The organism is Terrimonas ginsenosidimutans (assembly GCF_022012415.1).
GTDB lineage: Bacteria > Bacteroidota > Bacteroidia > Chitinophagales > Chitinophagaceae > Terrimonas_A > Terrimonas_A ginsenosidimutans.
In genome coordinates this window covers 135,031-150,513 of record NZ_JAKLTR010000003.1, presented here as the reverse complement: position 1 = coordinate 150,513, position 15,483 = coordinate 135,031, and the positions used below count along the sequence as shown (strand labels likewise).

Sequence of the window (15,483 nt, the reverse complement as noted above, 5' to 3'; positions counted from 1 at the left end):
TTTGCTATAACGATCCTGTCATCAGGAATAAAACCTCCGCTTCGCGGAATAACAGTTCGCCGCTAACGATCTGCCTGCTATAAGAATACAACCTTAACAACACATTCAACAGATCAATCCTCATTTTTAGTTTTATGAAAAGAATAGCCATTTTCGCAGGTTTTGCAGCCATCGTTGGCCTGACCAGTTGCGCAGCCAAATCAGCTGAAAAAGAAGAAGTTTCCAAATACCTCGTAACAAGCCCGGTTCGTGTAGACACATCCTTCACCAAAGAATATGTTTCCCAGATCCGCTCTGTACGTAACATTGAGATCCGCGCCCAGGAAAAAGGATTTTTGCAGAATATCTATGTTGACGAAGGGCAATTTGTAAAAGCCGGGCAGATCCTGTTCCGCATCATGCCTAAATTATATGAAGCGGAATTGCTGAAAGCACAGGCAGAAGGAAAAGCAGCAGAGATCGAACTTCAGAATGCAAAAACACTCGCTGATAAAAATATCGTTTCAAAAAATGAGCAGGCAATGGCGCAGGCTAAGCTTGACCAGGCTAATGCCGAGATCGCACTCGCAAAGCTTCATCTCTCCTTCACTGAGATCCGCGCACCTTTTGATGGAACGATCGATCGTCTTCCCAAAAAACTTGGAAGCCTCATTGATGAAGGGGAACTGCTCACCAGCCTTTCAGACAACAGCCAGATGTTCGCGTACTTCAATGTATCAGAACCGGAATATCTCGATTATCAGACAAACACAAAAAACCGCGGCAGCGCAGAAGTAAATCTCCTGCTTGCAAACGGCACCTTTCTTTCCAAACCAGGTAAAGTAGAAGTGATTGAGAGTGAGTTTGACAGCGAAACGGGCAATATTGCCTTCCGCGCCATCTTCCCTAACCCTGACCGGTTGCTGAAACATGGCGAAACCGGCAAAGTAAAACTGACCATGCCAATGAAAAACGCACTGGTCATTCCTCAAAAAGCAACGTATGAAATACAGGACAAGATCTATGTTTTCGTAGTTGACAAAAACGGTAAACTCGAATCCCGCAATATCACCATCACCGGAAGCATGCCCGACCTCTACGTCGTAAGCAGTGGCCTCGCTGATGGCGACAAGATCTTACTCGAAGGTGTTCAAAAAGTAAAAGATGATGAGGTCATCGCTTACGAATTTGAAAAGCCCGAGGAAGTCATTGCACACCTCAGACTTAAAGCGGAGTAACAATACACAAATAAATAACGCGGATTTCGCGAATTGGCGCCTGCTGATCGTACTGTTTTTACAAGCAGGCAGACAATTTATTGCCCGAAAAACAATATCTCTTCCATTCCAGACACACCAATTCGCGTAATCAGCGTAAATAAATCAGCGTCCCATGTTTAGCAGATTCATACAACGGCCGGTCCTCTCCATCGTCATATCCCTGATCATCGTATTCCTGGGTGTGCTGGCCATCACCGGCTTGCCGGTAACACAGTTCCCTTCGATCTCACCGCCCAAAGTGAATGTGGTGGTTGACTATCCGGGAGCAAACAACGAACTCATGATCAAATCCGTGATCATTCCTCTTGAACGGGCGATCAACGGCGTACCCGGCATGAAATACATGGCTTCTGATGCCGGTAATGACGGTGAAGCCACCATACAGGTGATCTTCAACCTTGGTACAGATCCAAACGTAGCCTCTCTTAACGTACAGAACCGCGTGGCCTCGGTAGTGAATAAACTTCCCCCACTGGTAGTACGCGAAGGTGTTAAGATCAGCAGGGAGGAATCAAATATGCTGATGTATATCAACCTGTATAGTGAAGATGCCAATACAGATCAGAAATTCCTGTTCAACTTCGCGGACATCAATATTCTTTCAGAGCTGAAACGTGTGGATGGCGTGGGTTATGCAGACATTCTCGGTAACCGCGAATATGCCATGCGCATCTGGCTGAAACCTGACCGCATGCTGGCATATAAGATCTCTGCGGATGAAGTGATGGAAGCGCTGAGCAAACAAAGCCTCGAAGCTTCACCAGGTAAAACAGGAGAAAGCTCCGGGAAAAGATCCCAGTCATTTGAATACGTATTGAAATATTCAGGGCGATTCACTACAAAAGAGCAGTATGAGAATGTAGTGGTAAGATCAAGTTCCAACGGTGAACTTCTTCGGCTGAAAGATGTAGCAGACGTTGAGTTTGGCAGTTCTATGTACGACATCTATTCCAACCTGAATGGAAAGCCTTCTGCCGCACTGGTGCTGAAACAATCATATGGCAGTAATGCGAGCCAGACCATCGAGAATGTGAAGAAGAAGATGAAGGAGATCCAGGCCAGCAGTTTTCCAAAAGGCATGAAATACGAGATCAGCTATGACGTATCGAAATTCCTTGACGCCTCTATCGAAAAAGTATTGCACACACTCGTGGAAGCATTCATCCTGGTAGGGCTGGTAGTATTCCTGTTCCTGGGCGACTGGCGATCGACGATCATTCCGGCGATGGCAGTGCCGGTGTCGTTGATCGGTACATTCATGTTCATGCAATACTTCAATATCACGCTGAACCTCATTACCCTTTTTGCGATGGTGCTGGCGATCGGTGTGGTAGTAGATGACGCAATCGTGGTGATCGAAGCCGTGCACGCGAAGATGGAAGAAGAACATCTCTCGCCACGAAAGGCGACAAAAAAAGCCATGAAGGAGATCTCTGGTGCTATCATCGCGATCACCTTCCTGATGGCGGCCGTTTTCATCCCGGTTGCATTCATGTCCGGACCAGTTGGTATGTTCTATCGCCAGTTCTCGATCACGATGGCAACGGCGATCATTCTTTCCGGCGTGGTAGCGTTGACATTAACGCCCGCATTATGTGCGATGATATTAAAGAACAATCATGGTAAACCGAAAAAGAGAACACCGGTCAGCCGTTTTATAGGAGGATTCAACAAACTCTTTAACCGGACTTCCGATAAATATGAAGGAATACTGAATAACGTGATCTCCAGGAGAGCGGTAACTTTTGGAGTGCTGGCTGCATTTTGTGTGGGCACCTATTTCCTGAACAAGAGCGTGCCTTCTGGATTTATCCCGAACGAAGACCAGGGTATGTTCTATGCGATCATCCAAACACCTCCGGGATCTTCACTGGAAAGAACAAACGAGATCTCTGAAAGACTACAGAAGATCTGTGAGGACATTGATGGTGTTCAGTCCGTTTCATCCCTGGCGGGTTATGAGATCCTGACAGAAGGCACCGGCTCAAACTCAGGTACCTGCCTGGTGAATCTGAAAGACTGGAAAGACCGGAAAGAATCTGTTCAGGAGATCATTGCAGAGCTGGAAGAAAAATCAAAAGACATCACTGGTGCAAATATTGAATACTTCCTTCCTCCGGCCGTACCAGGATATGGCGCAGCAGGTGGCTTTGAACTGCGCTTGCTTGATAAAGCAGGCTCCGGCAACTACAAGCTGATGGAAAAAGTGAACAATGATTTTGTAGAAGAGTTGAAAAAAAGAAAAGAGCTTACCTCTATCTTTAGTTTCTATAGCGCCAGCTTCCCCCAGTACATGCTGAAAGTTGACAATGATATCGCGCAGCAAAAAGGCGTGAGTATCGAGAATGCAATGAATACGCTGTCGACATTAGTAGGCTCAAACTATGAGATCAGCTTTATCAACTTCGGCCGCCAATACAAAGTGATCGTGCAGGCTGGTGCGCAATACCGCGCTCTTCCTGATGATATCCTGAAATTATATGTGAAGAATGACAAGGACGAAATGGTTCCATTCTCGGCCTTCATGAAAATGGAAAAAGTATATGGCCTGTCGGAGATCACACGGCACAACATGTACAATACTTCTGAGATCAGCGGCTCCGCAGCCCCAGGCTACAGTAGCGGTGAAGCGATCGCAGTGATCAATGAGGTAGCAGCGAAAACTTTGCCGCGAGGCTTTGGGATCGACTGGGCGGGTATCTCTAAGGATGAAGTGGCGCAGGGGAACGGCGCGGTCTGGATATTCCTGATCTGTCTCGGTTTCGTATACCTGATCCTTGCGGCGCAATACGAAAGCTTTATTCTCCCCTTGTCTGTGATCCTTTCATTACCGACAGGTATATTCGGGGCATTTCTCCTGTTGAAATTAATGGGACTTGAAAATAATATCTACGCGCAGATCGCGATGGTGATGCTGATCGGCTTATTAGGAAAGAACGCTGTACTGATCGTTGAGTTTGCTGTTCAGAAACACCGTTCCGGATCAAGTGTAAGAGAAGCCGCCATGGAAGGAGCGAAGGTGAGATTCCGTCCGATCCTTATGACATCGTTTGCCTTCATCGCCGGCCTGATCCCGCTGGTGTTTGCAAATGGCCCGGGAAGGATCGGCAACCGTACGATCGGCACAGCGGCAGCTGGCGGTATGCTACTCGGTACCATCTTCGGTGTATTGATCATTCCCGGCCTGTATTTCATATTTGGAAAGATCGCCGAGAAACGGTTACTGATAAAAGACGAAGAAGAAAATCCTTTAACAGAAGAAATTGAACACAATGTTTAAACTGAAAATAACTCATTGCCTCGGCGTTCTGGGAATGACCGCAGTCATGGCAAGCTGCAATATCCCGAAAGTCATACAGCGGGACGAAAACAAAAACACACCCGCTTCTTTTGGCGGAGAGAGTATCGATACGACTAACAGCGCATCGATACAATGGAAACAATTTTTCTCTGATCAAAACCTGGTGAACCTGATCGACACAGCATTGAAGAATAACCAGGAACTGAACATCACACTACAGGAAGTTGAGATCGCACGTAACGAGATCCGGATGAAACAGCAGGCCTTGCTTCCATCAGTAACGTTAGGCGGCGGCGTTGGCGTGGAAAAAGTAGGACGCTATACCAGCCAGGGTGCTGGTGATGCTTCAACAGAGATCAAACCCGGCAGGGAAATGCCCGACCCACTGGGCGATTTCCGGATTGCGGCTGTAGCTAACTGGGAAGTGGATATCTGGAAAAAACTGCGCAATTCAAAGAAGGCTGCAATCACCCGTTATCTTTCCACAGAAGAAGGAAAGAATTTTGTGATCACTAATCTGATCGCGGAAATTGCAGATTCCTATTATGAATTACTCGCACTGGACAATCAACTGGAGATCGTACGTCAAAATATCGACCTCCAAAAAAACGCGCTGGAGATCATCAGGGTGCAGAAAGAAGCCATGCGTGCAACAGAATTGGCAGTACAGAAATTCCAGGCTGAGGTGCTGAAAACACAAAGTCTTGAATTCAATATTCTTCAGCAGATCAAAGAAACAGAGAACAGGATCAACTTCCTTCTTGGACGTTTCCCACAGGACATTCCCAGGGAGAAGAACTTTATTGCATTGGTGCCAACGTCTGTAAGAGCCGGGATTCCGTCACAATTGCTAGGGAACCGTCCTGACATCAAACAGGCGGAGCTTGATCTTGCGGCAGCCAAACTGGATGTAAAAGTGGCACGCGCTGAGTTCTACCCTTCACTGGGGATTTCAGCAGGTGTAGGTTTCCAGGCATTCAATCCGGCCTACCTGTTTCGTGCTCCTGAATCCATCCTGTATTCAATTGCCGGTGATATTGCGGGACCTCTGATCAACCGGAACGCGATCAAAGCAGAATTCCTGAATGCGAATGCAAGACAGGTGCAGGCATTATTCAATTATGAAAGAACGATCCTTAACGCCTACCTGGAAGTATCAAACAATTTATCAGGCATTTCGAATCTCGAAAAAAGCTACGGACTGAAATCACAACAGGTAGATGCACTCACCAGGTCGATCGACATTTCGGGAGACCTGTTCAGGAATGCACGCGCTGACTACCTCGAAGTACTGATGACGCAAAGGGATGCACTGGAAGCAAAACTGGAATTGATCGAAACAAAGCAGCAACAGATGAGTGCTGTGGTACAGATATACAGAAGTCTTGGTGGAGGATGGAAGTAGTTGTGGTGGCTGCTCTATCTCTATGGCCGGCGTAATAGCCGGCCTTTTTTTTGATCATGTATCCGAACGAATTACAAGCCATCCGGATCAGATACAAAAACCTGATAAGGAAAGGTTTTTCCTGCTATGAAACGCAGAGCAAGATCAGACGCAGGAACACTTCTGCAATACAATCCCCGGATCTCAACGACAGTTTTCATGCAACGGACGATCAGATATCAGATATCACTGAACTTCTGTTATATTTAATCAAATGTTGTTGTATGCCTGTTCATGTTGCCATCACCCGGAAAGTTTTACCCGGTAAAGAGGAAGAGTTCAAAAAAGCATTGCGAAATTTTCTTGGCGATTCATTTATTCATGGAGGTGTTCATGGCGCCGCGATGATCACTTCTTTGCCGGGAACCGATGAAAGGGAGATAGGCATTCTGCGAACATTTAAAGACGAGGCAGAACGTGATGCATTCTATCAGTCGAAACTGTTCAAAGAATGGGACGCATACGCTTCAACCTTAACAGAAGAAACGGTTTACAGAGACCTTACCGGTCTTGAAGCCTGGTTCCGGTCACCAATGCCTCCTCCCAGGTGGAAAATGGCACTGGTAACATTATGCGGCGTTTTTCCTGCCAGCATACTCCTATTTTTTTCCATCGGAAAGCTTATCAAAGAATGGCCATTGATGGCAAGGCTTTTTGTGACCGCATTTTTAATGGTGGTGATGCTTACATGGTTTATTATGCCACTTCTTACAAAAGGATTAAAGAAATGGCTGAAACCGGGATCATAACCAATAATCGCTAATTTTGGGATCATACTACAGAGTTTGCGTATCTGGTCCTAAATCTATTTTATGCTTGAACTTGTTATCGACGCCCGTGCCGCTGCTATCAGCGAAAACATGAAGGTTAAACGCATACTGCCGTTCCGCCAACGCAGAATGGTAGGGCCTTTTATATTCATGGATCATGCGGGTCCGGTAACAAATGCGCCGGCAACAGTGTCTTCGCTTGATGTTCTCCCCCATCCGCATATCGGCTTGTCTACGGTAAGCTATCTCTTTGGAGGAAAGGTAACGCACCGCGACAGTCTCGGTGTTGAAAAGATCATCTTACCCGGCGAAGTGAACTGGATGACTGCAGGGAGCGGTATCGCGCACTCGGAGCGTTTCGAAGACCCTTCAGCACTTGCAGGAGGAGAACTGGAAATGATGCAGACCTGGGTAGCATTACCGGAAAAAGATGAAGAATCTGCTCCGAGCTTCAGCAACTATACCCGTGATGAGTTGCCGGTATTTACAGATAAAGACGTGTGGATGCGATTGATCGCAGGAAATGCATACGGCCTGAATAACGATGTGAAAACACACTCACCGCTTTTTTATATCCATGCAGTATTAAAACCCGGCGCAAGATTCGGCTTGCCTAAGGAACATTCAGAGCGCGGACTTTATATCGTAAAGGGAAGCATTGAAGTGAACGGACATTCATATCAGGATGGACAAATGCTTGTTTTCTCCAGGGGAGCAGATCCGTTGATCATTGCAAAAACAGATACCGTAATGATGCTGCTCGGAGGTGAACCTTTAGGTGATCGTTATATCTGGTGGAACTTTGTTTCTTCAAGAAAAGAACGCATTGAACAGGCCAAGGAAGACTGGAAGCAGGGACGGATCATTTTACCACCCACCGATAATGATGAATTTATTCCGCTACCGGATGAAAAATCAAAACCGGCGGGTGGACCAAATCCAGAGCCACTATCTTAGTCTCCTTTGTTGAAAACATAGCAGGATTTTAATGCTTGCGGAAATACCTGACCTGCTCAAGGCGGATCAAAGCCTGCTCATGAGAGTATTCATCTTTGGGCAGGTACTCAACCGGGTGGCAGTTTACATAACGCGTAAGCCGGGAATTCTCCTGATCTGAGTGCAGATCATATCCGTTGCAGGCCCCGCATTGAAGGATCATCCATGTCCGTGGCGTTATACGTTCTCCTTTTTTGAGTACCAACACTTCCATTTCTGCATTGCACTGACTGCACCTTTCTTTATGTCTTTCAAGCACTCTTTCGGGACGGATGAATCTCACAAGCTCCATCAGGAAAACAAGGACATACCCATACAACCAGCGGTTCATCATTCGTCTTATATCAACACCGACAATATGCGCCAGCTCCATAAAGAGATCGCAGATAAATTCCTTTTCTTCCGTATCATAATCCCACCTGTTCAGGCTGCGAAGCGACGACTTCAGGTATAGCTTCAATTTTTTTTCCTTCGTACCCGACTCGATCATGCCAGTCAGGTTCAATGCACAATCGTTGAAGAAAGACCCCAGGAAAGAACTCATTTCCGGAGCTGAAGGATTCAGGCCCCTCTTATTCCATGCTTCATCTGAAAATTTATCCCTTGAAATAAATTCACCGAGAAGCTTTACTTTTTCATTTTCTGCCGGCATGATCTCCATAAGAATAAATAGATCCGGAAGATAGTCACATTTGTTCAATCAACTGCGGCAAGTATGGGCGATTATACCGCCGAATCAATACGGAAGATCAGGCAATAATTTAGAATGACCGGCAAGAGACTACAGGCATTTGACGGAATTATTCTATCCTTCAATCCACTTTCTTCATTTCCTTCCATCGCTGATCCTGGAATATAGATGAGGGGTCGACATTTGGACTGTTTGTCATCACATAGTTCACCCCATCACCCCGGCTCCACGCATGATTGTACCCGGCGCTAAGTTCCACTTTACCATTGTCATCCCGATAGTGTTCCACTTCACGGATCGTTTTAATAAAGTTCGTATGCATCCTGTCCTGCGAGCTTTGCTGCGCTTCCCAGCTGCGGAGTTGCGTATCCATTTCGGAAAGACGTTTGTTTCCGTTAGCGATCGCCTGTTTGCCGATCTGCGCGGTTCTTTCATCCATTACCCTTATCGTGCCAAGATGCTGCACGTGTTTTTTCTCCCTTACCGATCTCCAGTAATTGTCTGTTGTTTCTTTCCAGATCGGATTGGTACGAAATCCTGCAACGATCACGGACATCATTTTTTCTTCCAGGCCGGCATTACTTTGCGGGAACAGGAACAGCATTCTGGTCGCCGCAGAGGTATAGCTGACATCATATCCACCCGTGTATACATTGGGAATATATGTTTCGATATTGGTAACAGAACACATCACAATACCCGCTGTATCATTATTCCATTTCAATCTTGCTGTAATAGCCGTATGCCTGAAGTTGACCTGCCCGGCACCATAGCGCATCAGCTCTGCCCTGCCACGTTCGTCATTCTGACGCATGGACTGCACCACATCAGGATTGGACTTGATATCTGAGATCGATGGGTTATTCATTTCCCTTGACCATACATTCTTTAAATATTGCGTCGCATCCAGGGGCTCACCAACTCCGCAATAGGGTGTAGCCTGCTGGCTTGAAAACTGGTTGCTCTGCTGATTACTACTCCAGCTCCACATGATATTGGGGTAAATAAAAAAGGACGACTTCCCTTCAGGTGATTTACCGGAGAACTGCATATTGGTGCCCGCACAGGTATTGCCTGCGGGCGTCCAGAATACACCGCCATCGGCTGACCAGCCTTTGGGCAGCATGATGCTATAGGCCTCGACCGGTTCCGCAGAAACCTGCTTATCCATGATCTTGACCCGGCTGAATTCAACATAATCTTTACCGGCCGTAAACTTCGCGGCAGTATTGGATGCATTCATCGTTGATTTTTTTTGCGTGTTGTTGGTTTGCGACTGGCATGCACTGCTGAACAGGAACAAAGCCAGCAGTTTCACAAAGTGGTGAGAAGATGGTTTCATATAATGATCTTATGTTTTTGTCAGGAATTGCGGTGTTTGATCGTCGATGATCAAACCCGGTTTCAGGTCTATCGTACAAAGCGGCGGAAGGTCATCAGGAAAACAGTCCTTTCTTTTTCAAACCGGGTAACTTTTGCATTTTTCTGATCTAAAAGAAACGGAATCACGAACCATGAGACGTGCCCTTGTAGTGATCACAGGTGGTGATTCAAATGCGAAGGCCGGTGGCTTCCCGCAATGGATGCCACCGGCCTTTAGGAAAATATCCATAAATAAAGCCCTGGTATTTTGCCAGTTTATTTTAATGGCAGGAACGGAGGAAAGTTATGGGGTCAGCTGGCGCAGCCTGATCCTGCGTCATTCATATCCTGCTTTACAGTCTCGGATCCACTGGTTCACTTTCCATTGCCAGCACTGCGAACACACATTGATGCACTCTTCGTAAAGGTTCCTTGTCTGTAAATCTTTGCAATCCTTCAACACCAAGGGTGAACTCCCGCATCGCCAATCCACGCTTTGCATTCAGACCCCGCTCTTTTAACCTGGTCAGATTCTCCAGAGATGTGTATTCGGGTCCATAAATGATCCGCAGATATTCACGTCCTCTGATCTTGATCGCAGGCTGTATCAAGCCCTTGCTGTCTTTCTCAATAAAATTGTAAGGCTTTACCACCATTCCTTCACCTCCTTTTCCTGTTAATTCAAGCCACCATTCAGTAGCATTGCTGATACTCGTTTCATCATTCAACTCTACAATTTTGAAAGGTGTCGCCTGTAATATCCCGGGGTCGGCATCGCAGACCCTGTGGATCTCATTCATATGCCATTCGTGGTTTTCATCTGTCCATTGCCTGCCTTCCGTTGCGAGGATATGGAAAGGCGCCACTTTATAATCTTCAATACTATTCACCGGCCAGCAGTATTGCCTGTATGCCGCAACAAACTGCTCAGCTTCTTTTGCACGGAGATCATATTCATCCAGCAGGGTTTTTCCGTTCGCGTCTCTTACCATCAGTTTCTCCAAGGCAGCTTTTGTTTCTCTGAGTGCATGAACAGACGCACTACCAACGGCAGCATACTGTGCCTGTAATAAAGCCTGCGCTTTTGCGCTCCACGGCATCAGCTCTACATCGAGACAAACCCAGTCGGTGTTGAACTTTTCGTAGAAGGATGAGTCAGTTAATGCTTTATTGATCCTTTGCAACAGTTGCTGCTCTGTTTCCCTGTTGTTAAAAAACGCACGGCCAGTTCTTGTATAAATTGCTCCGATACCTTCTTCCGTAATACCAAATGCCTTGCTGATCGCTTCTTCATTCTTGCCAACAATCACGACCGCTCTGGATCCCATGTGCTTTTCCTGGCAAACAACCCTGCTTATCCCCGCTGCTTTATAGTATTCAAATGCCTCCGTCGGAAACTCGAGATAGTCTTCCAGGATGCTTGTTTTTGACGGGCTCATGGTCGGAGGAAGATAGATCAGCCATTTCGGATTGATCGCGAAGCGGCTCATTACTTCAAGCGCTGCTATCGCATTCTCTTCACGAATGGTAATATTTCTGCCAAACCGGGTTTCAATGATCTGCTTGCCGGTAAAATCAGCAATATCCAAGACCTGGTCATTCTCCTGCTGGATCGTAAGCCCGTTGACCACCGTTTTACCATGACCGAGTGGCCTCGCCGGCTCACAATATACCTGCATTGCCTGCACGGACACCAACTCACGCTCCGGGTATTTCAATGCGGTAAGCCTGCCACCAAATACACAGCCGGTATCAATATCGATCGTGTTATTGAGCCACTGAGCTTCCGGCACTGGTGTATGGCCATAAACAACCATTGCCCTGCCTTTGTATTCCGAAGCCCAGTTGTAACGGACCGGCAATCCAAACTCATCGATCTCTCCGGTAGTTTCGCCATACAAACAGAACTCGCGTACACGGCCAGAACCTCTGCCCTGCATCTCTTCTTTCAATCCAGCGTGCGAAACAACAAGTTTACCATGGTCAAAGACATAATGACTGATCAATTTATCCAGGAATAGTTTCAGTTCCTCCCTGAACTCCGGGGATTCTGCATTCAACTGGTCAATAGATTCCTGTAACCCATGCGTTGGCTGAACCTTTGCACCATTCAGCCATCGAAGAAGTTTTACATCATGATTGCCCGGGACGCAGTACGCATTTCCGGCGGCCGTCATCTTCATTACCAACCGAAGCACTTCCGGCGTTTTTGGTCCACGGTCAACCAGGTCTCCCACAAAAACAGCCTTTCTTGCCGCGGGATGTTCCCATCCGGACCCATTGTCGGCATATCCGAGTTTCGCCAGCAGTTCAACCAGCTCATCATAACATCCATGCACATCGCCAATGATATCAAATGGCCCTGTTATGTCTTTCTTATTGTTATAAAGAGGATCTCGAATGATGCCTGTAATAGCATCCACTTCTTCCGGCGTTCTCAATTCGATGATCTGGCGAAAGCCTTCATACCTGAGTTTCCTGAAGCTTCGCCTGAGCTGAGAAATATGCTGCGGAATTACGTGTGCGCCCATGTTCCGGTCTGCCCGGCCGGCATTTCTTTCAACGCAAACTTTCTCCGGCATGTTCAGGATGATTGCCGTTGGAAGGCAATGATATTCCCTGGCGAGCCTGACCCAGTCTTTGCGGGCCTCATCCTGCACATTTGTCGCATCGATCACCGTAAGCAATCCATTCTTCAAACGCATACCTGCGATGTAACGCGCCAGTGCGAAGGCATCCGCAGAAGCGGGCTGGCTGTTCTCGTCGTCACTTACAAGACCACGGCATATATCAGACGAAACGATCTCTGTTGCCTTGAAATGTTTCCGGGCAAAGGTTGATTTTCCCGATCCGGTTGCCCCGATCAGCACAACCAGTGAAAGCTCCGGTATCCGTATTGTTTTTTCTATCGGCATTTTACTTCTTTAACCTGTTTAAATAATTCCCTGTGCATTTTTCACCGGGCGACTGAACACTGCCATCTGGCTGAGGGAACCAACTTCCGGATCCACTTCTCCGATCGTTTTAAAGATGACGTCATAGTTATATCTCACAGCGATACCAGCAGCCCATGCTTCAAATTCTTTTCTGGTCCATTCGAAGCGATGATCCGAGTGACGCATCTGACCTTGCTGAATGTTTTCAAACTTCACATTATACTCTTCGTTTGGTGTTGTGACCACCACCACACCCGGCTGTGCATATTCAAAAACTGCTCTTTCGAGAGAGGCAAGCCGTGGCTCGTCAAGATGTTCGATCACTTCAACCAGGGCTGCTCCATCAAACCCTTCGAGCCGTTTATCGCGGTAGGTAAGAGAACCCTGGATCAATTGGATTCTTTGCCGTTGTCTTTCAGGAAGCCGGTCGATTTTCAATTTATCCTTTGCGATTTCCAGGGAACGATAGCTCACATCCATTCCCATTACCAACTCAAACTGCTTTTCCGCCAGCAACAGTTTTAGCAGCTTACCCTCCCCGCAGCCAAGATCCAGCACACGTTTCGCTCCTGCCATGAGCAATTCATCTTTTGCCGTTTGTAACCGCTGGTCATGTATGCGCGGTTTTGGGACTTCCGACACTTCTTCCGCAGCCCTGTCTTCTCCGGCCTCACTGCCATCCTCGTCAACCGGATCTTCTTTTTTGACCAGGATCTCCAGCGCTTCATTAGCCAGCGATCGCTGGTGTTTGAGATAACGCCGGGTGATCAATTCGTTTTCAGGATGTCCCGGCAACCATTCGCCCCCCTTTTCCAATAGCTTATCGATCTCATCTTTTCCTATCCAGTAGTGCTTGTCATTATCGCAGACCGGAATAAGCACATATAAATGAGAAAGCAATTGCCGGAGGGTAATAATATTGCTTAGTTCAACAGTATAATAACGGCCATCGCCCCATTCCGGAAAAGCAGGGTCCAGCGGGTGTTGCGTTGCGATTATCGTATAACCAAGGGGCTCAAACAAGGACTTCAGCAACTTCTCCCCTCCCCTGACCGGCAATACGGATAATTTAGCTGATAACGGCAACAGCTCATCTACCAGCGCTGGCTTATCCTTACAACGTCCATTCAACGCGGAGGAATATGCTTTCGCGATCGCCGCACTCATGAATGAACTGCATACATATGGCCGATCGTTTACGTATTGCTCCAAAGCAAAATCATTTCCTTTAGGACCGGCTTTTCTTACCAGACCAACAGGGTCGATATCCAGCAACAGGGCCGCTGTACATTTCTCCCTGCTTACTTCGGGATAAAAAATATGCGCCTTTCCCGCAGAGGTCTCTACAGACTGTATCTTACCGGGATGTTTGTGCAGAAGATAGCTGAGATCATCGGCGGGTATGCGTGTATTGGTGATAGTTAATAGCACAATGCTGGTATTAAATGAAAAATATCCTTACCTATTCTTTGATAGGTCAAAGATGTATGCCCACTGCGCAATGGTTCTGCGCAGACAGAAATATTTTCGAATAATTCATAAAAAAATCGGGAAGCTGTGTCCTGAACAGGTTTCAAGACCGGCGATTACTCCGGGACTGGCAACGCATTCTTATTTCTACCGGGTTTGATTTTTACCAGGAAAGCGGAATAATTGCAATGCAAACCCGTTTGGTGTTAAAACTCCAGTTCCACATCCCCTCCTACAGGAAATCCCTGACACGTCAATACCTTTCCCTTCGCTATTTCATCATCCATCAGCACTTCATTATACGCCATCCATGTCTTTCCTTTCACACAGGTGGCAGCACAACTTCCGCAGTTGCCCGCTTCGCAGCTATAGGGAAGATGAATGTTCCGTTTTTTTGCTGCTGCAAGGATCGTATCGGGGTATTGCACATCAAACTCAAAATGCCTGCCTTTAAGAAGCACCTTTACCTGATGAGGATCCGTGTCAGGTGGAACGGGTTTAAACACATGCTGCCTGGTATTGAAATTCTCCTTTCGTATATTCTTTTCCGGCACACCCGCGGTGATGAGGCTGATGCCCGCAACCAGCATATAGCTTTCGGGGCCGCATAGATAAAAGACCGACTCCTTTAACGGGATCGTATGCTGATCCAGCAATTCATTGAGCAGGAATTTGCTGAGCCGCCTTCTTGTTGTTTCTGACTGGCTAAACAAAAATTCTATTTTCAGACGGCCGGGGAATTGCTCCCGCAAGCTGATCAGAGCATGATAGAAGATCGTATCTTCTCTTGAGTAGTTGCTATAAAGCAATACCACAGGAAGACTTGTTGTATGCAGTGCCGTTTTGAGTAATGCATACACAGGTGTGATACCGCTGCCCGCCGCTAAGAATACCAGGTGCTGAAGGTGTTCCCATTCATCAGGCAAGCGAAAAAAACCTGCAATGCCTGAACTCAAGAATGTATCTCCAACCTTCAGGTTAGTTAATAACTGTCTTGAATATTCACCATTTACCACTCGCTTGATGGTAATGCGCATCGGCTCTCCGAGAGCAGGTGCGGAAGAGAAAGAATAAGACCTTCTGTTTTCCCGCTGTCCTTTTTTAAACACCAGCGTGATAAATTGTCCGGCCCTGTATTCCGCGCTTTTCCCATCTGCCGGAGCAATCTCAAATGTTTTCGCATTCTCCGTTTCGCTGATCACGTTAGTAACGGTAAACAACCTGTAAATAGATGTTTCATCTGCCATAACAATA

Annotated in this window: 11 protein-coding genes; 5 read left to right on the top strand and 6 right to left on the bottom strand. The window is 46.9% G+C overall.

The features are described 5' to 3' along the window. Positions 1 to 4: 4 nt before the first annotated feature. On the bottom strand, positions 5 to 151 hold the full coding sequence (locus LZZ85_RS05730; protein ID WP_237869503.1) for a hypothetical protein: 147 nt from the start codon (positions 149 to 151) through the stop codon (positions 5 to 7). On the opposite strand from LZZ85_RS05730, the gene LZZ85_RS05725 reads away from it, so the two are divergent. From LZZ85_RS05725 to LZZ85_RS05705, 5 genes are all read left to right on the top strand, one after another. After that, a complete protein-coding gene (locus LZZ85_RS05725) occupies positions 135 to 1,217 on the top strand; it encodes an efflux RND transporter periplasmic adaptor subunit (RefSeq protein WP_237869501.1) in 1,083 nt (360 codons plus the stop codon). The genes LZZ85_RS05730 and LZZ85_RS05725 overlap by 17 nt on opposite strands. A 154-nt stretch (positions 1,218 to 1,371) precedes the next feature. Then, complete coding sequence (locus LZZ85_RS05720; protein WP_237869499.1) at positions 1,372 to 4,539, top strand: efflux RND transporter permease subunit; 3,168 nt, start codon at positions 1,372 to 1,374, stop codon at positions 4,537 to 4,539. After that, entirely contained in the window at positions 4,532 to 5,965 is a 1,434-nt protein-coding gene (locus LZZ85_RS05715) for a TolC family protein (protein ID WP_237869497.1), read from the top strand. Before LZZ85_RS05720 ends, LZZ85_RS05715 begins: the two co-directional genes overlap by 8 nt. 263 nt (positions 5,966 to 6,228) lie before the next feature. Further along, a complete protein-coding gene (locus tag LZZ85_RS05710; RefSeq protein ID WP_237869495.1) occupies positions 6,229 to 6,753 on the top strand; it encodes a putative antibiotic biosynthesis monooxygenase in 525 nt (174 codons plus the stop codon). Positions 6,754 to 6,816: 63 nt separating this feature from the next. Further along, entirely contained in the window at positions 6,817 to 7,731 is a 915-nt protein-coding gene (locus LZZ85_RS05705) for a pirin family protein (RefSeq protein ID WP_237869493.1), read from the top strand. Between the two features lie 28 nt (positions 7,732 to 7,759). On the opposite strand, the gene LZZ85_RS05700 is transcribed toward LZZ85_RS05705, so the two are convergent. From LZZ85_RS05700 to LZZ85_RS05680, 5 genes are all read right to left on the bottom strand, one after another. Continuing rightward, positions 7,760 to 8,431, bottom strand: coding sequence for a DUF4844 domain-containing protein (locus tag LZZ85_RS05700; RefSeq protein ID WP_237869491.1), 672 nt, complete (start codon positions 8,429 to 8,431; stop codon positions 7,760 to 7,762). A 151-nt stretch (positions 8,432 to 8,582) separates the two neighbouring features. Continuing rightward, the gene (locus LZZ85_RS05695) at positions 8,583 to 9,803 is read right to left on the bottom strand and encodes a hypothetical protein (protein ID WP_237869488.1); all 1,221 of its coding nucleotides are present in this window, start codon (positions 9,801 to 9,803) and stop codon (positions 8,583 to 8,585) included. 373 nt (positions 9,804 to 10,176) lie between these two features. Then, on the bottom strand, positions 10,177 to 12,738 hold the full coding sequence (locus LZZ85_RS05690; protein ID WP_237869486.1) for a polynucleotide kinase-phosphatase: 2,562 nt from the start codon (positions 12,736 to 12,738) through the stop codon (positions 10,177 to 10,179). 18 nt (positions 12,739 to 12,756) lie between these two features. Continuing rightward, positions 12,757 to 14,190, bottom strand: a complete 1,434-nt coding sequence (locus LZZ85_RS05685) for a 3' terminal RNA ribose 2'-O-methyltransferase Hen1 (protein ID WP_237869479.1) — start codon at positions 14,188 to 14,190, stop codon at positions 12,757 to 12,759. A 245-nt stretch (positions 14,191 to 14,435) separates the two neighbouring features. Next, positions 14,436 to 15,476 carry a ferredoxin--NADP reductase gene (locus LZZ85_RS05680; RefSeq protein WP_237869471.1) on the bottom strand — a complete coding sequence of 347 codons (1,041 nt, stop codon included), beginning with the start codon at positions 15,474 to 15,476 and terminating at the stop codon, positions 14,436 to 14,438. Between the last annotated feature and the right edge of the window lie 7 nt (positions 15,477 to 15,483).